The organism is Sphingobacterium cellulitidis (assembly GCF_043187465.1).
GTDB lineage: Bacteria > Bacteroidota > Bacteroidia > Sphingobacteriales > Sphingobacteriaceae > Sphingobacterium > Sphingobacterium cellulitidis.
This window is the reverse complement of the sequence record NZ_CP171136.1, coordinates 4,504,706-4,524,591: the sequence shown is the minus strand read 5'-3', so window position 1 is coordinate 4,524,591 and position 19,886 is coordinate 4,504,706. Positions and strand designations below refer to the sequence as shown.

General features: G+C 38.6%; 20 protein-coding genes and 1 tRNA gene. 12 read left to right on the top strand and 9 right to left on the bottom strand.

All coding sequences use genetic code 11. The annotated features are described in order from the left end of the window. Window positions 1–171: 171 nt before the first annotated feature. Together ACF3OC_RS19575 and mqnB are read right to left on the bottom strand one after the other, a co-directional pair. A complete protein-coding gene (locus tag ACF3OC_RS19575) occupies window positions 172–1,158 on the bottom strand; it encodes a pyruvate dehydrogenase complex E1 component subunit beta (protein WP_094258430.1) in 987 nt (328 codons plus the stop codon). A 124-nt stretch (window positions 1,159–1,282) separates the two neighbouring features. Further along, window positions 1,283–1,909: a futalosine hydrolase gene (gene mqnB / locus ACF3OC_RS19570; protein WP_094281134.1), complete on the bottom strand. Its 627-nt coding sequence runs from the start codon at window positions 1,907–1,909 to the stop codon at window positions 1,283–1,285. 51 nt (window positions 1,910–1,960) lie between these two features. On the opposite strand from mqnB, the gene ACF3OC_RS19565 reads away from it, so the two are divergent. From ACF3OC_RS19565 to ACF3OC_RS19525, 9 genes are all read left to right on the top strand, one after another. Then, window positions 1,961–2,374, top strand: a complete 414-nt coding sequence (locus ACF3OC_RS19565) for a 6-carboxytetrahydropterin synthase (protein ID WP_094281132.1) — start codon at window positions 1,961–1,963, stop codon at window positions 2,372–2,374. Between the two features lie 23 nt (window positions 2,375–2,397). After that, the gene (gene folE, locus ACF3OC_RS19560; protein WP_094258427.1) at window positions 2,398–3,030 is read left to right on the top strand and encodes a GTP cyclohydrolase I FolE; all 633 of its coding nucleotides are present in this window, start codon (window positions 2,398–2,400) and stop codon (window positions 3,028–3,030) included. A gap of 117 nt (window positions 3,031–3,147) precedes the next feature. Continuing rightward, window positions 3,148–3,318, top strand: coding sequence for a hypothetical protein (locus ACF3OC_RS19555; protein ID WP_392470588.1), 171 nt, complete (start codon window positions 3,148–3,150; stop codon window positions 3,316–3,318). A gap of 200 nt (window positions 3,319–3,518) precedes the next feature. Continuing rightward, window positions 3,519–4,154 carry an O-methyltransferase gene (locus tag ACF3OC_RS19550; protein ID WP_094258426.1) on the top strand — a complete coding sequence of 212 codons (636 nt, stop codon included), beginning with the start codon at window positions 3,519–3,521 and terminating at the stop codon, window positions 4,152–4,154. Between the two features lie 21 nt (window positions 4,155–4,175). After that, window positions 4,176–4,682 carry a glycoside hydrolase family 73 protein gene (locus ACF3OC_RS19545; RefSeq protein WP_094258425.1) on the top strand — a complete coding sequence of 169 codons (507 nt, stop codon included), beginning with the start codon at window positions 4,176–4,178 and terminating at the stop codon, window positions 4,680–4,682. Between the two features lie 17 nt (window positions 4,683–4,699). Beyond that, window positions 4,700–5,542 carry a glucosaminidase domain-containing protein gene (locus tag ACF3OC_RS19540; protein ID WP_277711815.1) on the top strand — a complete coding sequence of 281 codons (843 nt, stop codon included), beginning with the start codon at window positions 4,700–4,702 and terminating at the stop codon, window positions 5,540–5,542. Between the two features lie 117 nt (window positions 5,543–5,659). Further along, window positions 5,660–6,370 (top strand): hypothetical protein, encoded by a 711-nt coding sequence (locus ACF3OC_RS19535; RefSeq protein ID WP_094258423.1) that lies wholly within the window; start codon window positions 5,660–5,662, stop codon window positions 6,368–6,370. A 1-nt stretch (window position 6,371) separates the two neighbouring features. Continuing rightward, on the top strand, window positions 6,372–7,415 hold the full coding sequence (locus ACF3OC_RS19530) for a DUF3078 domain-containing protein (RefSeq protein ID WP_094258422.1): 1,044 nt from the start codon (window positions 6,372–6,374) through the stop codon (window positions 7,413–7,415). Window positions 7,416–7,420: 5 nt separating this feature from the next. After that, window positions 7,421–8,344 (top strand): N-acetylmuramoyl-L-alanine amidase, encoded by a 924-nt coding sequence (locus ACF3OC_RS19525; RefSeq protein ID WP_277711811.1) that lies wholly within the window; start codon window positions 7,421–7,423, stop codon window positions 8,342–8,344. Between the two features lie 20 nt (window positions 8,345–8,364). Here the strand turns inward: ACF3OC_RS19525 and ACF3OC_RS19520 are convergent, their stop codons facing one another. The 6 genes from ACF3OC_RS19520 to ACF3OC_RS19495 all read right to left on the bottom strand — a co-directional run bounded on the left by ACF3OC_RS19520 (window position 8,365) and on the right by ACF3OC_RS19495 (window position 14,385). Continuing rightward, window positions 8,365–10,080 (bottom strand): sodium:solute symporter, encoded by a 1,716-nt coding sequence (locus tag ACF3OC_RS19520; RefSeq protein ID WP_392470583.1) that lies wholly within the window; start codon window positions 10,078–10,080, stop codon window positions 8,365–8,367. Window positions 10,081–10,185: 105 nt separating this feature from the next. Continuing rightward, entirely contained in the window at window positions 10,186–10,383 is a 198-nt protein-coding gene (locus tag ACF3OC_RS19515) for a hypothetical protein (protein ID WP_094258419.1), read from the bottom strand. Window positions 10,384–10,392: 9 nt separating this feature from the next. Beyond that, entirely contained in the window at window positions 10,393–12,831 is a 2,439-nt protein-coding gene (locus tag ACF3OC_RS19510; protein ID WP_392470581.1) for a PIG-L family deacetylase, read from the bottom strand. 298 nt (window positions 12,832–13,129) lie between these two features. Then, window positions 13,130–13,387, bottom strand: a complete 258-nt coding sequence (locus tag ACF3OC_RS19505; RefSeq protein ID WP_094258417.1) for a DUF6952 family protein — start codon at window positions 13,385–13,387, stop codon at window positions 13,130–13,132. Continuing rightward, entirely contained in the window at window positions 13,368–13,682 is a 315-nt protein-coding gene (locus ACF3OC_RS19500) for a co-chaperone YbbN (RefSeq protein WP_094258416.1), read from the bottom strand. The genes ACF3OC_RS19505 and ACF3OC_RS19500 overlap by 20 nt, the downstream gene beginning before the upstream one ends. 70 nt (window positions 13,683–13,752) lie before the next feature. After that, window positions 13,753–14,385, bottom strand: coding sequence for a peroxiredoxin (locus ACF3OC_RS19495; protein ID WP_094258415.1), 633 nt, complete (start codon window positions 14,383–14,385; stop codon window positions 13,753–13,755). A 313-nt stretch (window positions 14,386–14,698) separates the two neighbouring features. Between ACF3OC_RS19495 and ACF3OC_RS19490 the strand changes: the two genes are divergently transcribed. Further along, window positions 14,699–14,770 (top strand) — tRNA-Arg (locus tag ACF3OC_RS19490). Between the two features lie 288 nt (window positions 14,771–15,058). Next, window positions 15,059–17,464, top strand: coding sequence for an ABC transporter permease (locus ACF3OC_RS19485; protein WP_094258414.1), 2,406 nt, complete (start codon window positions 15,059–15,061; stop codon window positions 17,462–17,464). Window positions 17,465–17,785: 321 nt separating this feature from the next. Here the strand turns inward: ACF3OC_RS19485 and ACF3OC_RS19480 are convergent, their stop codons facing one another. Continuing rightward, a complete protein-coding gene (locus ACF3OC_RS19480; RefSeq protein ID WP_094258412.1) occupies window positions 17,786–18,979 on the bottom strand; it encodes an MFS transporter in 1,194 nt (397 codons plus the stop codon). 109 nt (window positions 18,980–19,088) lie between these two features. Here ACF3OC_RS19480 and ACF3OC_RS19475 point away from each other — a divergent pair, with 109 nt between their 5' ends. Then, window positions 19,089–19,877 carry an AraC family transcriptional regulator gene (locus ACF3OC_RS19475; RefSeq protein WP_094281119.1) on the top strand — a complete coding sequence of 263 codons (789 nt, stop codon included), beginning with the start codon at window positions 19,089–19,091 and terminating at the stop codon, window positions 19,875–19,877. Window positions 19,878–19,886: the final 9 nt, after the last annotated feature.

The window sequence follows — 19,886 nt, the reverse complement described above, 5'->3', positions numbered from 1 at the left end:
AAAATAAATTGCAAAACCTAAGCTAAACCTTTTTCTCAAATTGATCCCTTTCTTAGGCAAGTCCGATAATACTTTGTGTTAAGAATAATAAATTCAACCTTTTGAAAACCTCTAGAAAAGAAAAGCCCCAATATCGCTATTGGGGCTCTCAAAATAATATTTTAGATTTCCTTATTTCTTGATATAAGAAACTTCTTTTACAGCTTTAACAACTTTAGCGATACTTGGCAATGAAGCCTCAACTAAGGTTGGTGCATATCCAAGAGGAACGTCTGCTGAAGTAACACGTACCACAGGAGCATCTAAATAATCAAATGCATTCTTTTGAACATGGAATGTAATTTCAGAAGAAATAGACGCTAAAGGCCAAGCTTCTTCAACAATTACTAAACGATTCGTTTTCTTTACAGATTCGATAATTGCTGGGAAGTCGATAGGACGTACTGAACGTAAGTCGATCAATTCAACGCTAACACCTTCTTTTTCTAATTCCTCAACCGCAGGAATAACAACACGAGGAATCATTTTACCAAATGAAACTACCGTTACTGCTGTTCCTTCTTTCACTACATTGGCTTTACCAATTGGCAAGTAGTATTCCTCTTCAGGAACCTCACCTTTATCACCATACATCACCTCAGACTCCATGAAAATAACTGGATCTGGATCAATAATAGATGATTTTAATAATCCTTTTGCATCATAAGGGTTTGAAGGAACAACCACTTTCAATCCTGGAGTATTTGCATACCAGTTTTCAAAGTTTTGAGAGTGCTGAGCACCTAATTGACCTGCATTTCCCGTAGGACCTCTGAACACAATTGGACAAGAGAATTGTCCACCACTCATTTGGTGAATTTTAGCTGCCGCATTGATTACTTGGTCAATTGCAACTAAGGAGAAGTTGAAAGTCATAAATTCAACGATGGGCTTTAAACCATTCATTGCCGCACCAACACCGATACCTGCAAAACCAAGCTCTGCAATTGGGGTGTCAATAACACGTTTAGCACCAAACTCATCAAGCATTCCTTGACTCACTTTATAGGCACCATTATATTCAGCGACTTCCTCGCCCATTAAAAAGATTGTTTCGTCTTTGCGCATTTCTTCGTTCATTGCTTCCCGAAGCGCTTCTCTGAATTGTATTTCTCTCATCAGTATTACAGATAGTGAATTTTGTTTAGATATGCAAAAATACTATTATTTCTCGAATTTCCGTAGGGCCATTGTACTATTTTCGATGGAATGAGCACTACACAATCGATTTACAAAGTGGATTTTACTGTTGGATAGCAATTACAAAGCGCTCTAGCCATGAATTAAGCTCTTTAACCGCCAAGGGAATGTTCCAGTTTTCTACATTTCTCTTTTCCACTAAGTTGGAAATTGACCTTACTTGGACACAAGGGATCCGCATCTTGTTCGCCGCATAAAAAAATGCAGCCCCTTCCATGCTCTCCAATAGGGTTAATCCATGCTCCTGCTTGATCTTGGAAATACTATCTTCGGAGCCATGCGACTTATTCACCGTAATAGCATCCGTATAGGGTATCTCATAAAATTCCGCCGGGAGTGACCAATTTGGCAAGGTCTCCACAAATACGGAATTTCCAAAGCCCAAATTGTCAATTGGAATGAAATCCTGATCGTTCTCTGCGCCAAACTCAAATACCCGGTCCGTCTTAATCTTGAATATAGAACCCAACTTATGGTAAGGGTTAAACGTTCCTGCAATACCCACATTGATCATCAGATCGTAATTTTTGCCTTGCAGGTATTGGCCCAAGGCAAAACCCGTCGCAAGCATACCCACGCCTGTGACCAGGTAATCTGTTTTAGTTTCTATTAATGTGGGAATAGATGCGGCTATTTCAAGTTCTGTGGCGGCGACGACAAGAGTTTTCATATATGTTGCTCAAAGTACTAATTTACGCTAATTTACTTTATCTTTGTCATTATGATTTATATAACACGACGCGAACGCTTTAATGCTGCCCATAAGCTCCATCGTGAAGACTGGTCACTTGAGGAAAATGAGCGTGTTTTTGGTAACTGCTCTAACCCGAATTGGCACGGTCATAACTATGACTTATATGTGACTGTAAAAGGCCTTGTCAATCCTGAAACAGGTTTCCTGATTGACCTTAAACTGATGAAAGATATTATTATCAGAGAGGTTATCGACAAGCTGGACCATAAAAACGTCAACCTGGATGTAGATTTTATGGAAGGTAAAATGGCCTCTACTGAGGTTATTGCCATGGAAATATTCCATATCTTGAAACCATTCTTTGAAAAAGAAAAGGTTTTCCTACATGCAGTCAGACTACACGAGACTGAAAATAATTATGTCGAATATTTCGGCGAATAATTCACCCATAACAAATAGTAAGAATGAGCAAATTTCAACAATTTGATGATGACGAACAGGACGGTTACTTAAAAATCGACCAATACAACGAAAAGAATGTTGAACGTATTGCAGAACATTATAAAGATATTCTTCAAGCTTTAGGAGAAGATCCTAATCGTGAAGGTTTAATTAAAACACCAGAACGTGTTGCTAAAGCCCTTCAGTTTTTAACCCATGGCTACGATGTTAACCCGGCAGAATTGTTGCGTGCCGCCATGTTTGAAGAAGAATATAGCCAAATGGTGGTGGTAAAGGATATCGAGGTTTATTCGATGTGTGAGCATCACATGCTTCCATTTTTTGGTAAAGCTCATATCGCTTATATCCCAAATGGTCATATCGTAGGATTAAGCAAGATCCCCCGTGTGGTTGATGTTTTCTCCAGAAGACTTCAAGTGCAAGAAAGATTGACCAATGAAATCCGCGATTGTATCCAAGAAACGTTAAAACCAGCAGGTGTTGCAGTCGTAATTGAATGTAAACACATGTGTATGGCTATGCGTGGCGTACAGAAACAAAATTCGGTAACCACAACCTCTGCATTTACAGGTGCATTTCAAAATGATGTAACTCGCTCAGAGTTTCTACGTTTGATTACCGCTTCTTTAGATTAATTTTTCGAAAAGATATTTTTATTAAAAGGTCTGGGATTACTTCCAGGCCTTTTTTTGTTTAGGAATTTCGGGTCTTATTTTGGATTCCTTTTACTTTAATTATTATTAATCCCGGAGATGTACCGTAGCTGGCTCGGATCTTCATCGGACCTTGTTCGGATTTTTGCGGCCAAGATCCGGGAGATGTCCGAAGAAGGTCCGAAGAAAGTCCCCAGAAACAGCGAGTTTTTCTTGAACAAGAAATGGAAAAGATTCGAATATCATTTCCCTAAAATCGATAGTTTATAAATGAAATCGATTTCCGATTAAAGGTCAGTTTTATGACGTAATTTAAATAATGGTTGAAAATTTTCACTTTTCACAAACAGCATTTAAAGGCTTTAAACGCTGTTTATACTTGTGGGTGTTACGTTGTAAGTAAAAGATAATCAGCGCTTTGTAAAATAATTCTTGGTTGGAAGCATAGCTAATATTTATCTTTGCGCAGTATGTTTGAAGAGTCTAATCCGCTAAACAGTTATCTGGAAGATACTACAGACGAAGAAAATTCGTTGTTAAAAAAGGTCAATAGAGAGACCTATCTAAAGGAGACAATGCCGCATATGTTATCGGGGCATTACCAAGGGCGAGTGCTGAGTATGTTAAGCAAATTAGTACAGCCGAGGTTAGCGTTAGAGATTGGGACTTTTACGGGATATGCGACCCTGTGTTTGGCTGAGGGAGTAGTTGATGGCGGTGTTTTACATACGATAGATATCAATGAAGAGCAGGAGGAGCGAGTTCAATCCTATTTTGATGAATCGCCATATGCTAGTCAGATTAAATATCATATTGGAGACGCTGCGGAGGTTATTCCGACGATTGAGGGAACATTTGATTTGGTATTTATTGATGCCGACAAGAAGCGTAACCTCATTTATTTTAACATGTTGGTTGACCGGGTTAGACCTGGAGGTCTAATTTTAGTTGACAATGTGTTATGGAAGGGCAAGGTTTTTGATGAAAAGCCGGACAAGCAAACACAGCAAGTAATAGAATTAAATCAAACCTTGGCAGGGGATAAACGAGTTGAGAAACTCATACTGCCGATTAGAGATGGGCTTTTTGTGCTACGCAAAAAGTAGTGTTAAACTAAAGCAAGTTTTATGCTAGATTATTGTAGAAAGATTTTTGTGGTATGTATACTTATCACTCTTTCAACTTTAGGATTATATGCTCAGGATTATACGACAAAGACGTATATCGAGAAACATAGTCCAGCAGCTCAAACGCTAATGCGTGAAACAGGGGTTCCGGCTTCTGTAATTTTAGCAGTAGCAATTCATGAAAGTGCTTATGGCAACAGTAGAATTGCACGCTATTTAAACAACCACTTTGGTATCAAGGGGAAGAACAGCAGTAAAAAGATCCGTTCGGCGTATAAAGGCTACGGTTCGGTATTGGATTCTTACCGTGATTTTGTGGGGCTTCTTCAAAGAAGGAAAGCTACACAGCCATTGTTCGACAAACACAACTCTGAAGATTATAAAGGTTGGGTAAAAGGGATCGCTAAATCTGGGTATTCAGAAACTGGCGATTGGTCTAGAAAGGTGATCTCAACGATCAATACCTATGACCTAGAAAAGTACGACGAGAAAATTAATCTTAACTAAGCGCATTTGTCAACACGATGAAGAAGTTTTTATTGGCCAGTTTAATATTGGCCTTATTTTTTGTTTCATGTGGAACTAAAAGAAACACAGTACTTAAGCATCCTAACGGAAAGCCCAACAGCAGTACCTCTAAACCGAACTCTTCATCATCGGGCAATAAAGGGACATCCATGAGTGGATTGTCCTATATCGATCGCTATAAAGGCATCGCTATCGAGGAAATGAATAAATACGGCATTCCTGCCAGTATTAAATTGGCGCAAGCCCTCTTAGAATCAGGAAACGGGAACAGCTACCTCGCGACACAAGCGAACAACCACTTTGGAATCAAATGTGGCGGCTCATGGTCCGGCAAGTCTGTCAATCGCCCTGATGATACCAATAATGATTGTTTCCGCGTGTATAATGACCCTGAGCAATCTTTCCGTGACCATTCCCAATTTTTACTTCGTAAACGCTATGAGAATCTCTTTACCCTAAAAAAAGATGATTATAAAGGCTGGGCAAAAGGTCTAAAAGCAGCAGGCTACGCCACAAACCCTCGCTACCCAGAACTTCTAATCGATCTAATCGAACGCTACGACCTTCATCAATACGATATTGCTGAAGCTCCAATAGAAAAAGTGGCTCGTGTGGAGAAAGTGGAAGAAGTAATCGAAGAAAAAGAAGTAGTAGAACCTGATGTGCCCGTAGAGGAAATCAAGAAACCTGTCGCTATGGCGATTTATGAAGTCCAAGCAACCGATACCATGTATTCCATCGCCAGAAAATATAATGTCAGCGTAGACAATATCAAACAATGGAATGGTCTTTCTACTGATGCGGTCTCCGTTGGACAACTCCTGGTCGTATCAAAATAGTTACAAGCCCCATTAAAAGATGTTAAATATTAGCAAGCTATTCTTCTAAGACGTAGTTTTATAGGAGTGAAAATTCTTGTCCATATATTTTATATTTTTTGTTTATTTGGACCAACTTTGTTATTTGCACAGCAAAGTCTGGAAGGGATTGTATATGACAAGGATACCAAGCGAAGGCTTGGAGAAGTGCAGATTAGGAACCTAAACACTCAAAAATACATTTATAACGATGCTCGGGGAGAGTTTAGAACTTCCGTAAAAGCTGGGGATGTTTTGGTCTTTAAGAAGATTGGATATTTTTCGGACACCTTGGTTTACAATAATAATGCGGTTTTGATTGTCAACTTAAAGGAGAATGTTGCTCAGATTGAAACGGTTACAGTTGTTGGTCGGAAGAGCCCTGATGAGGTTTTAGCAGAGATAAAAAGAGATTATGGCAAGGCTTTTGAGTTGTCTACACCCGGAGATTTATTTTCTGTTGGGCGGACCGGAGCTGGGCTGAATATAAACTCGTTGTACAATATGGTCAGTAAGGAGGGGAAAAACGCGCGGCGCTTTACCCAATTTATTGGAAAATTGCATGAAGAAAATATCATTGACTTTAATTTTACGCCGGAATTGGTGCGTAGTTTAGTCGGGTTGGAAGGGGATGAATTGAAGGTATTTATGCAGCTTTTTAGGCCTACATACGAATTTGTGTCTACAGCTAACTATTATCAAATGGTGAAATATATAAAAAGTAAATACGAAGTGTTCAAACTACACCCAAATTTACGACCTTTGCGAGAACTACCAGAAATTAAGTTAGACGTAAAAAAAGAGAATTAACATGAATATAAAAATTTACCTATTACCTGTTTTCATTTTTATTTTCGGGATGAGCCTGACCCAAGCACAAGACCTACGTGAATTGCGCGTACGCCCAGATAGTGCTATTTCAGAGGATACTACAGGCCGGGCATTGGCCATCAAAAATATAAACGTGCCGATTCCAAAATTGGATTTACGTGTCAATTACTGGAAACATTGGACTCGCTTAGGAGTTAATTTTAACCAAGCGGCTTTTAGTGAAAACTGGAAATTAGGGGGATTAAATTCATTCGCCATTGGTGGGATTCTTTGGCATAAATCGGAGTTCAACAGGAACAACTTTAACTTTACTTCAGAGGTTGATTTAAAATACGGTAAAGTAAAGAATGAAGGCCAATTGGCAAAGCCAAATAATGACCGGATATTCTGGGATAATAAATTGGCGTATAAGTTGACCAAATCATGGGCGGTCTATTTGTCCTTGACTTATGAGACTCAATTTGACAATTCATTCCACTATGCGATGGTGGATGGTGAAGAGGTGATCACCGGTTTAAAATCTTCATTTATGGCTCCGGGTTATTTTACGGAATCATTCGGTTTGGAGTACAAACCTGATCAAACCTTCTCTTTAAGATTCGGTACCGGTACGGCCAGACAGACTTTAATCTTGGATAATAGATTGAAGCCATTGAATGCCTATGACTATTTCCAAAAACATGGAGAATATAAAGATCCGAATGATGTGACCAAAGGTACAGGCCCAATGTTTGGTGTTGAAGAAGGCAAGATCTTCAATAATGAGCTGGCATTCCAGTTAACAGCCAACTTAGACCGTAACTTAACGAAGAATTTGCATTTAAAGGCGCGTTATAACCTATTCGCGGACTACGAAGATATTACAGACCCAACACATCGTTTAGATGCGACCTTAACAGCGAAGGTGACTTCCTTGATCAATGTGGCATTAGGTGGGGTTGTGTTATATGATACTGCCCTAGATAATAAGGTTCAATGGAATCAAATGTTATCCATGGGGGTATTGCTTAATTTACCAAAATAAGATAGATGAGAATAATTTCAGTGCGACTGATTGTTGCGGTGTGTGGAGTGATGTTCTTGGTTGGTTGTTCAACGGCCAAGAAGACGAAGGTATTACAATCAAAGACATCTGTTATTAGCCCTTCAACGGTAGTTGAAAGTTCAGCCCCGCGGCTGGATACCTTAAATAAAACGCCAGATGTCATTGAACAGGCAAAGATAGCTCCTGTTATAGCTGCTGCGGAACTTACCCCGGAGCAACAGGCGTGGAATATGTTTTTGCAAGGTAACAATAAACAATATGATTATGCTAGCGCCATTCATTATGATGTGCGCAAGCCTTCATTTGTTATGATTCATCATACCTCTCAATCCAGCTTAGCTCAAACCATACGTACCTTTCAATTGGCCCATACGAAAGTAAGCAGCCACTATGTGATTGGTCGGGATGGTCGCGTGGTACAGATGTTGAATGATTATATGCGAGGATGGCACGCTGGTCGTGGAAAGTGGGGAAGCATTACAGATATGAACTCGGTGTCAATCGGAATTGAATTGGATAACAACGGCTCAGAACCTTTTCCGGACGCCCAAATAAACTCCTTGTTGATCCTTTTGGACACCTTGAAGACCAAGTATAGCATTCCCCAGAAAAACTTCATTGGACACGCTGATTTTGCCCCAGGGCGCAAAGATGATCCGAATGTGTTTTTTCCTTGGCAGCTCTTGGCAGAACGTGGATTCGGAATCTGGTATAACCCAAATTATTTAATGGCACCTCCAATGAATTTTAATCCTATTGACGCCTTGAAGTTGATGGGTTATGATTTGACGAATCAGGATGCCGCAATCAAGTCTTTTAAACGGAAGTTTGTCAAGTCAGATCTTTCAGGTATACTCACCGAACGGGATAAAGCCATTCTATATGATCTCTATCGAAAGTATTATTAGAGGATATATTTAAAGAAATATTAGGATTGAAGGGTTTCAATCCTATTTTTTTGGGATTTACCCAAGCAGATTTGAAGAAGCCAACTGATCAGGATAAGGAGTAAACAACCTATCAGGTTTAGCCAAAGGAAAGCGACAATATTCATCTGCCAAATTCCAATAACAATAACTTCGGTTATTACAGCTGCCCAAAACACCGCTTTTCCGCCAATCCTTCTGATGTAAAATGCCACCAAGAATATACCCAGTATCGTTCCGTAAAAGAGGGAACCCAAGATATTTACCGCTTCCAACAGGTTTCCTAGCTGGCTAGAGTATAAAGCAATGCAGATTGTAAATATACCCCAACCGAGCGTTGTAATTCTTGAAGCTCTTAAATAATGAGCATCATTGGCGTCTTTTTTCACAAACCTTCTGTAGATATCAATTACCGTGGTTGAGGATAGGGAATTGATGGCACTCGCCGTGGCGCCCATGGAAGCCAAAAAGATAATAGCGATCAGAAGTCCAATAAGGCCCTTAGGGAACGTGTCTGTCACAAAACGAAGGAATATATAGTTTGTGTCATTTGTGTCGGCTGTGGGGTCGTTTTTCTTGATTAAATCCAGCAACTCTGTTCTTAGGCCATTGTCCTTTTCATTGAAGAGCTGTAGTTCTGTTCTAGCTTCGTCAATTTTATCCTCCTGCTTGCTCTTTAAGGCATCAGTCAGTTGATTGATATAAACAGTTTTTTCTTCGCTCAAGACCTCATGTCGCTGTTTGATATCCTGATACTCCTGCTGGTGGGCACTATTTTCAAGTTTTTCTATTACCTGATTATTGAAGAATAGTGGTGGTGTATGATATTGGTAATATGCAAAAACCAAAATACCTATCAACAGGATCGAGAACTGCATTGGCACTTTCAAAAGACCATTCATTAATAATCCAAGGCGACTTTCTTTTACGGAAGAGCCTGTTAGGTATCTACCTACTTGACTTTGGTCTGTCCCAAAATAGGAGAGTTGGAGGAAGAATCCACCAATCAAACCCGTCCATACCGTATATTGATTATCGAGGTCAAATTTAAAATCTATGGCATTTGCTTTCCCAGACTTACCAGCAATATGCAAGGCCTCCTTAAACCCGATATCCTGAGGCAATAGATGTACAACGAGCACGCCTGCAAGGAGTAGTCCACCGAAGATAATGGACATCTGCAGGAGTTGAGTGTATGATACCGCTTTTGTTCCGCCGTAAACCGTATAGATCACAACCAAAGTGCCAATTCCGATGGTGGTCATGGTCAGGTTTATATTCAATATGGTAGAAAGGATTAAAGCGGGAGCAAAGATGGTAATACCCGTAGATATCCCACGCTGAATCAAGAATAGAGTTGCTGTAAGGACCCTTGTTTTGATATCAAATCTTTTTTCGAGGAACTCATAGGCTGTATATACCTTTAACTTATGGAAGATAGGCACGAAGGTAATACAGAGGACAATCATGGCTAATGGTAATCCGAAGTAAAATTGTGCGAAGCTCATTCCGGAGGAGTATGCCAGTCCTGGAGCTGATAAGAAGGTAATTGCGCTGGCTTGTGTTGCCATAACTGATAATCCGACGGTGTACCAAGGTAAAGAGCGGTCACTGAGGATATAGCCGTCAATGGTTTTGACGTTCTTGCTTTTGTAAATGCCATAGGCAACGATGGCAAGCAAGGTAAAGATGAGTACTATCCAATCGATACTACTCATCCAAAATATTTAGTAAAAATATACATTAGAACTATGCAAACGACTAACCAGATGACAATAATCCAATAGAATTGTCTCCAGCTTCGTACGAATGGCGGTAGTCCTTTATCTGTCATGCGTTTTGTTTGGCAATAAGGCCGTGATGAAGATAATTGCGAAAATTAATCCACCAACAAGACCAGTGATAATACCTAAAAAAGTTTCAGTAGCAACCCAAGCAGTTAAAGCACCTAAAATAGTACCTACTAATAAAATGATTCCTTTTACGTTTACTTCGTTTGAGTTTTCGATTTGATTTTCCATTATAATATTTTAGTTTTTTTCGTTCTTAGCGAGCAAATTTACAAATAATCTTATAGCTCCGGGAACTCCTGCAGGCAATTGTCTGAAAAATGCCAAAGAAGTATATACAAATTTCCCTTTTCCATAGTTTGCAACTAAGAGTGAACCTTTATTTTGTTGTTCATTCTTGTCGGCCATACTCAATGGGGTGCGATATTCCGGAGCGATATTGCTGGCGAAATATAAACCTCTTTCCTGAACCCACCCTTCAAAATCCTTCATTGTAATTTTATTGGGATAATTAAGGATAGGGTCGTTTTCTTCGGTAAAAGTCACCTTTGCATCCTCCTCCGTTACGCGATCTCTATTGATCTCAAATGGATATGGACCAAATTTATTGGTGCTCATCCTTGAGTTTACATTGTATTGGGCCAAGACCGTCCCGCCTTGTTCCACATAATCAAAGAGCACAGGCAACCATTGGTTGGCATTGTGACTTACGTTATATGCCCGGATACCGACAATAATAGCATCGTATTGTTTTAAGTTAGTGCTGGCTAACAAATCGCTGTTCAAGAGGTCGACTTGAACGCCAATGTTTTCCAATGCAGATGGAACTAAATCACCTGCCCCATGAATATAACCAATTTTTTTCAAAGGATTGTTAATTTCCAGTGCTTTAACTTTTAGGTTTACCAATGGGAACCAGGTAATATCCGGAATATGTTGATAGGAAATCTTCTTGAAACTATGTATAGGCTCAGCATTCAAAAGAGGTTGAATTTCGCTGCTTGCCGAGTTTTTGGGATTAGAGATCTCAAAAGTCTTTACAGAAGTCTCATTTGCAGGAATCTCAAAACTCTCCTGATTTGGGCTGATGGTCAATCCGTCGGTCTGTTTGAAACTTAATTGTGCTTTTTGATTCTGGTCGCTATTGTTTTTAATAATCAAGCTGATCGTTTTCTTTTCTCCAGTTTTTAGAAGTGCCTGACTAGAGCTGATAGAAGCAGTCAGCACAGGAGAAATGGATACAGGTTGGTGGATTTCCCCTCGAACAGGGTCCACATAGCGATATTCAACTGGTTTTTCAAAAGTAATGGGAAGCCCCGCTACTTCCAGTTTGAATTTTGTGGATGGGTTATTCTGGTTTTCTGGAAAACCAAAGTCCTGGTCTTCAATATCAAATTTCCCCAATGAGTTTGGTTTTTCAAGCCAATAAGGTTGAGTCCAATGATTGATTGATTTCTGGGCTTCAAATTTTTTAGTTTCATTGGCAGGTAAAACATCGCCGATCTGTTTATCATCTATAGCGATTAACTTCACTTCAATATTCGAAGCTCTTTTAATGATTTCATTATTGACAGGGAATTCTTGATCAACCACAAAATTAGGCTTGGAGGCGATTGATTCCGCTACAAGACCCGCGCATGATAAGATGATATCCTCAATATCCTGGATTTTCTTGTCCCTGTAAACAGAAGGTTTCAAGGCTTTAACCAGTTTATGAAGCTCAACGAGACTTTTTATGGAGTTTTCAGGATGATTCAGGTCATAGGCCTTTTGAATTTCCTGAATTTTGGCTTCAATAGGTTTTACTGGTTCTGCCAATCTTTCCCAAGTGGTATTTACACCATCAAAGAGATCCTGAGTAGCTTTTTCACCTGCTACATGATCAAAGTATTCCGTTGTCTTCCCGCGGTTAGACGCAGATCCGAAACCTTGGCTTTTATGTTCAGAGCGGCTCATTGCTGAAATCTCACCATAGGAATAGCCCATTAAGGGGTTATAGTCATTCAGAACGACTTTAAGTTGTTCTTCGGAGGTATTGTTCATTCCACCGAAGTTGGCTGTATTCCAGACGATTCTTTTAGCCTTCCAGGGCTTCAGATCTTTTAGTTGTTCAGGAAATCGTTTTGGGTCTGCGGCAGCTTCGTAAGCTTCCTTAGCGAGCATCGCTGAGGCTTGGTGATGTCCATGACCGCCACGGCTGTCAGGAGGGAAGCGGTTGATGATAACATCCGGTTGTAATTTTCGGATCAAATAGACTGCTTCGCGTAGAATATCTTCTTTCTTCCAGAAGCTGAAGGTTTCATCATGCGTTTTGGAGAATCCGAAATCATAAGCTGCGCTAAAGTATTGTTCGCCTTTATCGATGGCACGAGCGGCTAATAGTTCTTGAGTTCGGATCAATCCGAGTTCAATACCTTGTTCGGTTCCCAATAGATTCTGTCCACCATCCCCACGCGTTAAAGATAAATAGGCGGTTCTGTATTTTCTATCATTCGCCAGATAAGCAATAAGACGGGTGTTTTCATCATCAGGGTGAGCCGCAAAATATAATGCTGTGCCTAAGGTTCCGAGTTTATCAATCTTGAGTTTGATAAGAGCTGCCGAGTTGCTTTGTTGAGAAAAGGCAACTGAGAAAGAGGCAAGAAAGAGGAAAAGTAGGCCTAAGAATCTATGAATCATCCTTAAAAGTAATAAGATTCGGGGTAAAAAAATAAAAGGAATCAAAATAATTTGATTCCTTTTACCAACAATTAAAAATCTTCGACTTTAAACCATGGTGTAAATTCCGTAGGTTCAATTTTTAGCAGGATGATGCGCTTTTATTTGGTCTAACCTTTAATGAATATAAAAGTACTACAAATCAATCTCAATAACCGAGGTATTTAAAAAAAACTTTTCCACAAAAATGGAGTTATTCACAGCTTTTTGTGGAAAAGAATGTTGATCATGGATATGATCCTATAATTATATATGCGATTTACTTGTCGATAGATCCCAGGACACGTTTCATAAAGCTGTTTAGGGCTTCTTTTTGAGACATACCATCTTGCACCAATTTGTTGACTTCGATAGCGCCGTACATATTGGAGATTAATTCACCAATAACATCTAGCTCTTCGTCTTTTAATTGGGAGACTTCTGTCAACGATTCCAATGTTTCAATGGTTTCTAACACGAAATCGGCGTCATTCTCTGCGATAAACTCGGTAAGATGTTTAATTATTGGTAACTTCATTTAATAGTTCTGTTAATCCTTCGATTTTGTTTGTTTGTACTTGATTGATCAACTTACCGCCTTTGAAAGCTGCGAAAGTTGGGAGATTGTTTACATTAGCAAGTTTTCTAGACTCAGGGAATTTCTCTGCATCTACGATAATGAATTTCACGTTTTCATTCTCACCGGCTAATTTTTTGAATTTAGGCTTCATAATGCGGCAGTTACCACACCAAGAAGCGGCATATTGAACCATCACCGTATCATTACTGTTGATGACTTCTTGTAGATTATCTGTGCTTAATTCTTCTAACATGTTTATTGTTTTAAAAGTTATACCAAATAAAAAAGAGGAGGATTATCCTCCTCTTTTACTAGGTGGAATATTAGTTGTGTGCTAAGTAAGAAGCTACGCCATCACGAGTAGCGTTCATTGCTTCTTTACCTTCTTCCCAGTTTGCTGGGCACACTTCACCGTGTTTTTGAACGTGCGTATAAGCATCGATCAAACGGATAAATTCTTTAACGTTACGACCTAAAGGCATATCGTTTACTGATTCGTGGAATACTTTACCAGTTTCGTCGATCAAGTAAGTTGCGCGGTAAGACACTGCAGAACCTTCAACTAGAGTTCCGTATTCTGGGTGTTCTACTTCTTTCATTTCAAGGATACCTAATACGCTAGAAAGATTGCGGTTAGTATCAGCAATGATCGGGTATTCTACACCTTCGATACCGCCGTTGTCTTTTGCTGTATTTAACCAAGCAAAGTGAACCTCTGCTGAGTCACATGAAGCACCGATTACGATAGTGTTTCTTTTCTCGAATTCAGCAACAGCCTCTTGGAACGCGTGTAACTCTGTAGGACATACGAACGTGAAGTCTTTTGGATACCAAAATAATAAGATCTTCTTGTTCTCTTGTTTCGCTTTTTCGAATAAGTTCAACGTGAAATTGTCGCCTAAATAGTCAATTGCATCTACTGTGATGTTCGGAAAATTTTTACCTGTAAAACTCATAATATTTTTCTTTTCTTTTTTGTGATACAAAGATACGATTTTAAACGCCTAAAAATAATCGATAATACTTATTAACTATCGGTTTTATCTATTTAAAACCAGTATCATATATAAATATGATTTATATCACAAAATTACGATTACCTGGTTATCAGTAGGTTGGTTTAATTGTAGGAAATATGGTGCTTTATGGAGATAAGAAGGAGGGTGGGGAGGAGTGGATTGAATAACTGGAGAGTAATGAGATGGATTTTTGGGATAGGCAAAAAATAAAATTTGCTCTAATTTCATAAAGTATTAGTTTTGCAGCAGCGGCCCTGTAGTTCAACGGATAGAATAGATGTTTCCTAAACATTTGATAGCAGTTCGATTCTGCTCGGGGCTACGGAAAAATGCTCAGCGAAAGCTGAGCATTTTTAGTATTTAGTAGAGAGTATTTAGTATTTAGATGATTTTCTGCAAGAATTTCAAGCTTAAGAGAACATTTTTGAATCTGCTTTAAACCAGTCTGTTGTGTTAGGTATATGTTCGATAATGGACAAAATAATGTTCGATACCGTACAGGCTAAACCTGTAATATTCTGTTTAAATCATTGCTGGTCAGATGTTTGGAATTGTGGCAGATGAATTGTGAAATTTAAATTGGCAGTTCAGTTTTCTAAAAATCTAGATTATGATTAAGCACAATTTTATTATAGCATGGCGAAATTTATCAAAAAATAAATCTACTACACTAATCAATGTAATTGGATTGGCTTTAGGAATAGCCACCTGTTTAATGATTAGTATTTATGTTTGGGATGAATATAGCTTTGATCGATTCAATAAAAATGCGGATCGTATCGAGCGGATAGTTTTTCGGGGTACTGTCAAAGGAGGAGAAATTAATGAAGCTCATGTTATGCCTCCTGTTGCGGCAACCATGAAAGCGGATATACCTGAGGTTGAGGATGCAGCCAGACTAAGAAATGGAGGCTCACCCTTATTTGTCGTTAATAATAAGATCTTTAATGAGGAAAAATTAGCATCCGTGGATGCCTCTTTCTTCGATATTTTCTCCTTGCCATTTATTAAAGGAGACCAAAACACTGCACTCAACTTTCCGAATTCAGCTATAGTAACAGAGTCTATGGCAAATAAATATTTTGGTACAACCGATGTAGTTGGGCAAAATTTAGCTATTAAAAATAATCCTACGATTTTAAAAATATCTGGTGTAATTAAGGATATTCCAAAGAACTCCCATTTCAATTTTGATATTTTTACGTCTTTAGAGGGAATTCAAGATTCAAAATCAGATTCCTGGATGACCTCTGAATATTTCACTTATGTCTTACTGCGGAAAGATGCATCGCGAGAAAAAGTACAGAAAAGCTTGACATCACTCTTCGATAAGAATATTGCACCTCAGTTTATGTCTGGTTTTGGAATGAGTTACCAGGATTATCAAAAATCTGGAAATCACATCGGACTTTATTTACAGCCTTTAACAGATATTCACTTACATTCTAATTTCACTTATGATCTTAGTGCTCCTGGTGATTTAAGGTATATCTATATTTTTAGTGTGGTTGCTGTTTTTATGTTGTTCATCGCTACGATTAACTTCATGAACCTATCAACGGCTAGTGGTTTTAAAAGAAGTAAAGAAGTTGGCGTGAGGAAGATGCTAGGGGCAGATAATACTGGGATTAGAGGGCAGTTTATGGTTGAAGGGATACTTCTAACATTTATGGCCTTAGGCTTGGCTATTGTTTTAGTCATTTTAGCCCTTCCTTTATTCAACCAAATTTCTGGGAAGGAAATGGAAATTAGAAATCTAGACTTCCTAAAGATTATTCCGCTTCTTTTGGTTTTTGGACTTCTTGTTGGTCTGACCTCAAGTTTCTATCCTGCTGTTTATCTTTCTGCATTTAATCCTTTGAGCGTCTTAAAAGGAAAAATCAACAATACAGGCAAAGGATTAAACTTAAGAAGTGGTCTGGTGGTATTTCAATTTATGACCTCGGTTTGCTTAATATTCGGAACTATTGTGGTCATGAAGCAGTTGGATTATATGCGTAATATCAAACTCGGATATAATAAGGAAAACGTGCTTATTATCCCTACATGGTCTTTGGGAAATAATGAGAGAACATTCGCTAATTTACTTTCCGAAGACAGTAGGATTAAAGATGTTTCATTCTCACCCTATATTCCAGCAGGTGAAAGCCGCAATAATAACTACTTTATTTATCCGGAAAGTAAAACCGATCAATTTGTAAAATTAATTCGGTATGATATTGATGAACAATATATTCCAACCATGGGAATGGAGTTAAAAGAAGGTAGAAATTTTTCAAAAGAATTTGGGAATGATAGTCTTTCAGTCATTATTAATGAAGCCGCGGCAAAAGAATTAGGTTGGAAAGAGGGGAGTATTGGGAAAACCATAACCAACAATGAGAATAAATCTTTCCAAGTCGTTGGTGTCATAAAAGATTTTCATTTCAGATCATTACATGAACCAATTACCCCGCTTGTCATGGTTCTTAGTAAACAGACTGGGACATTAATTCTTAGGACTCAAAATTCAGATACAGAAAATCTGTTGCAGAAAATTAAATCTATTTATCAGTCTTTTCCATCAGATATGCCTTTTAGCTATTCGTTTTTGGATGAGCGGTATGCCCAAACTTATCAAGCAGAAGAAAAAACAGGAAGGTTAATGAGCATCTTTGCCGGATTAACCATTTTCTTAGCCTGCCTTGGTCTTTTCGGATTGGCTATTTTCACTGCTAATCAACGGAGAAAAGAAATTGGAATCCGCAAAGTTGTAGGTGCCTCTACAATTGGTATTACAGGAATGTTATCTATAAATTTTATTAAACTCGTCTTAATAGCGTTTATTCTGGCCTCACCTTTGGCTTGGTTGATGATGAATAATTGGTTACAAAACTTTTCATACAGAATTGAAATCCAGTTTTGGATGGTAGCCCTTGCTGGGTCAATTGCCGTTGTTATAGCTATTTTAACTGTCAGTTCGCAAGCAATCAGGGCTGCCCAAACAAAACCTGTGGACAGCCTAAGAGATGAATAATGGGATCTCGTTATTAGTATTTAGTAGAGAGTATTTAGATGAATTTCTCCAAGAATTTCAAGTTGTAATTATTTAAATAATTCACTAACTCGCTTTGGCGTATCGGTAGAGCATTCCTAAACTTTTATTCCAGAAGAAATTTAGGTTTAAAATTAATTTCTGCGAATTTCCTAACCACTTATATAGGAGTTTAAATACCTGAGAAACCTTTGGGTTTTCTAGTATTTTGTCGTTTTCCCTTTTGAATACTTCATCATAATAAGCCTGATTTTCCTCGGAAATATTCAGGAACATAATGGTTTTAGAGCCATTTTTTTATGATTAATGATCTTCAATAAACCTAGGTTTGGCAGACTTTCTCCCGAAGAAGGTCATTATCAATATGATAGCTAGCAGGAAATAAAAAGAATATTTCCATGAAAGGTCAAAATCATGAAGTTTCCCAAATAATGGTGGGCCAAATGCGGCCACTAGGTAGCCTATGGATTGTGCCTTGCCTGAAATTTTTATAGTTCCTACCATGGTTTTGCTTCTAGAGGACAGGAATAGAATGGCTAAGCTAAAGGCAAGACCACCGGAAATTCCCAGAAGGATTGCAGTGAAATAAATCCATTGGGTCTTCAGCAAAATCAGCATAACGATTCCTGTAAAATAGAGAATTCCAATGGAGTATATCATTAGTTTTGGGTCTTTCATCTTACTGGCAATAACCGGGCTAACCAACATTACGGGAAGCATCGCCAATTGAAGAATGGAAAATACCCAGCCAGCTTCGGATTTACTCATCCCGTATTCCATAAGCACCGTTGGCAAAAAGGCAACCAGACAATAGTAAATCAATGATTGCAGGCCCATGAAAAGGCTAATGTTCCAGGCTTGTTTGGATTTGAAGATATTGAACTTAGTTGTTTCCTCTTTTTTGCTTTGCTGACTTGCTGTATTTGCTCCCCAAAACAACTCTGCAAATACAATTATTAAGGCAATTATGGCCACGAAGATCCAAATCCCTAAAGAGCCTTTCCAACCCATTCCGGTCCACTTACCTATTGAAATACTAAATCCAGAGGCCAATGCTGCAACAAGGTTCATGGAGACGGAAAAGATTCCAGTCATCAACCCTATTTTTGCCGGAAATTCATTTTTGATATAAGCAGGGGTCAGGACGTTTCCAATACATATTCCCAATCCTAAAAGGACCGAGCCAATATATAAGGTTGTGATATTCCCATAAACCCGAAGATATAATCCAATTATCAAGAATAAAAGGGCGTAGATAAGTCCATGACGGATATTTAAACGGGCAGTTGCTTTACTGACTAAAATAGAACAGGAAGCAAATACAATCAATGGGATGGAGGTCAATAAACTAGCTTGAATATTATCTAAATTCATGGCCAATTTAATCTCATCCAATATTGGGCCTACCGCTGTGATCGGTGACCTCAAGTTGCTCGCCACCCAAATGACCAATAGAATACCTAACCAGGAAAATGTTGTGTTTGAATTTTGTTTCATGCCTTCCTCCGTGGGGAATAGTTCTTGGAAAACTCTCCCAAATTACTTTGAGGACAAAGATAAGCTTGTCGTTTTTGTTAACTTTGCCATTTACTATATATAAAACGACATGAGAGAATTGGCAGATTTGGACCATCAGATTAGCATTCATGTGGATGATATTCATACAGATACCTATGTTTGGTATGATTCGGAATGGCACCATGGAGAGGAGGAGCATCAACATGAATCCTTTCAGTTGACTTATGTAACGGAGGGCTATCAATATTTTCATATCAATAAAAGAATCTACTTGGTTCCCCAGCATCATGTGATTTGGATTCCGAGCAAGGTTGCTCATCGGACAAGTACTGAATCCAATGCAGTTAACTTGATGTTGGTTTTATTCAAGGAGGTTCCAAATAATGATTTTTACCATACAATCCATGTTTTTCCAGCTCCGGCAGTATTAAAAGAGATGTTGCTTTATGCAGAAAAATGGAATAAGGTGTTGAAGAGTGATCAGGAACAAAAGTTGTTTTTACAGGCCATGTTATTTAGCCTGCCGAATTTCTGTCAGGAAAGCAAGTCACTTGAAATTCCTGTACCCAATGATGAGCGCTTGATTCCCATCTGCAATTACATCAATGCTAACTATAAGTTTAATCTGGATATTCTGGAGCTTTCCGATTTGGCCAATCTATCGGTAAGAACTTTACAAAGGATATTCAAAAAGGAAACAGGGATTACACTTCAAAAATATTTGCAGCTGGTTCGTATTCTGAAGAGCATTGAATTGCTGGATAGCAAGCAATATACTTTGACTGAAATTGCCTATATGGTGGGATATCAAAGTTTATCGGCTTTTAGGCTCTCATATGCTACTTTGATGAAAGAAGGGCCTAAGTTAAAAGGATAGGGGTTAATC

Bases quoted from the DNA above. Each gene is read 5' to 3' on its own strand.
- ACF3OC_RS19575 (WP_094258430.1), bottom strand. From the start codon at position 1,158: ATGAGAGAAATACAATTCAGAGAAGCGCTTCGGGAAGCAATGAACGAA.
- mqnB (WP_094281134.1), bottom strand. From the start codon at position 1,909: ATGAAAACTCTTGTCGTCGCCGCCACAGAACTTGAAATAGCCGCATCT.
- ACF3OC_RS19565 (WP_094281132.1), top strand. From the start codon at position 1,961: ATGATTTATATAACACGACGCGAACGCTTTAATGCTGCCCATAAGCTC.
- folE (WP_094258427.1), top strand. From the start codon at position 2,398: ATGAGCAAATTTCAACAATTTGATGATGACGAACAGGACGGTTACTTA.
- ACF3OC_RS19555 (WP_392470588.1), top strand. From the start codon at position 3,148: ATGTACCGTAGCTGGCTCGGATCTTCATCGGACCTTGTTCGGATTTTT.
- ACF3OC_RS19550 (WP_094258426.1), top strand. From the start codon at position 3,519: ATGTTTGAAGAGTCTAATCCGCTAAACAGTTATCTGGAAGATACTACA.
- ACF3OC_RS19545 (WP_094258425.1), top strand. From the start codon at position 4,176: ATGCTAGATTATTGTAGAAAGATTTTTGTGGTATGTATACTTATCACT.
- ACF3OC_RS19540 (WP_277711815.1), top strand. From the start codon at position 4,700: ATGAAGAAGTTTTTATTGGCCAGTTTAATATTGGCCTTATTTTTTGTT.
- ACF3OC_RS19530 (WP_094258422.1), top strand. From the start codon at position 6,372: ATGAATATAAAAATTTACCTATTACCTGTTTTCATTTTTATTTTCGGG.
- ACF3OC_RS19525 (WP_277711811.1), top strand. From the start codon at position 7,421: ATGAGAATAATTTCAGTGCGACTGATTGTTGCGGTGTGTGGAGTGATG.
- ACF3OC_RS19520 (WP_392470583.1), bottom strand. From the start codon at position 10,080: ATGAGTAGTATCGATTGGATAGTACTCATCTTTACCTTGCTTGCCATC.
- ACF3OC_RS19515 (WP_094258419.1), bottom strand. From the start codon at position 10,383: ATGGAAAATCAAATCGAAAACTCAAACGAAGTAAACGTAAAAGGAATC.
- ACF3OC_RS19510 (WP_392470581.1), bottom strand. From the start codon at position 12,831: ATGATTCATAGATTCTTAGGCCTACTTTTCCTCTTTCTTGCCTCTTTC.
- ACF3OC_RS19505 (WP_094258417.1), bottom strand. From the start codon at position 13,387: ATGAAGTTACCAATAATTAAACATCTTACCGAGTTTATCGCAGAGAAT.
- ACF3OC_RS19500 (WP_094258416.1), bottom strand. From the start codon at position 13,682: ATGTTAGAAGAATTAAGCACAGATAATCTACAAGAAGTCATCAACAGT.
- ACF3OC_RS19495 (WP_094258415.1), bottom strand. From the start codon at position 14,385: ATGAGTTTTACAGGTAAAAATTTTCCGAACATCACAGTAGATGCAATT.
- ACF3OC_RS19485 (WP_094258414.1), top strand. From the start codon at position 15,059: ATGATTAAGCACAATTTTATTATAGCATGGCGAAATTTATCAAAAAAT.
- ACF3OC_RS19480 (WP_094258412.1), bottom strand. From the start codon at position 18,979: ATGAAACAAAATTCAAACACAACATTTTCCTGGTTAGGTATTCTATTG.
- ACF3OC_RS19475 (WP_094281119.1), top strand. From the start codon at position 19,089: ATGAGAGAATTGGCAGATTTGGACCATCAGATTAGCATTCATGTGGAT.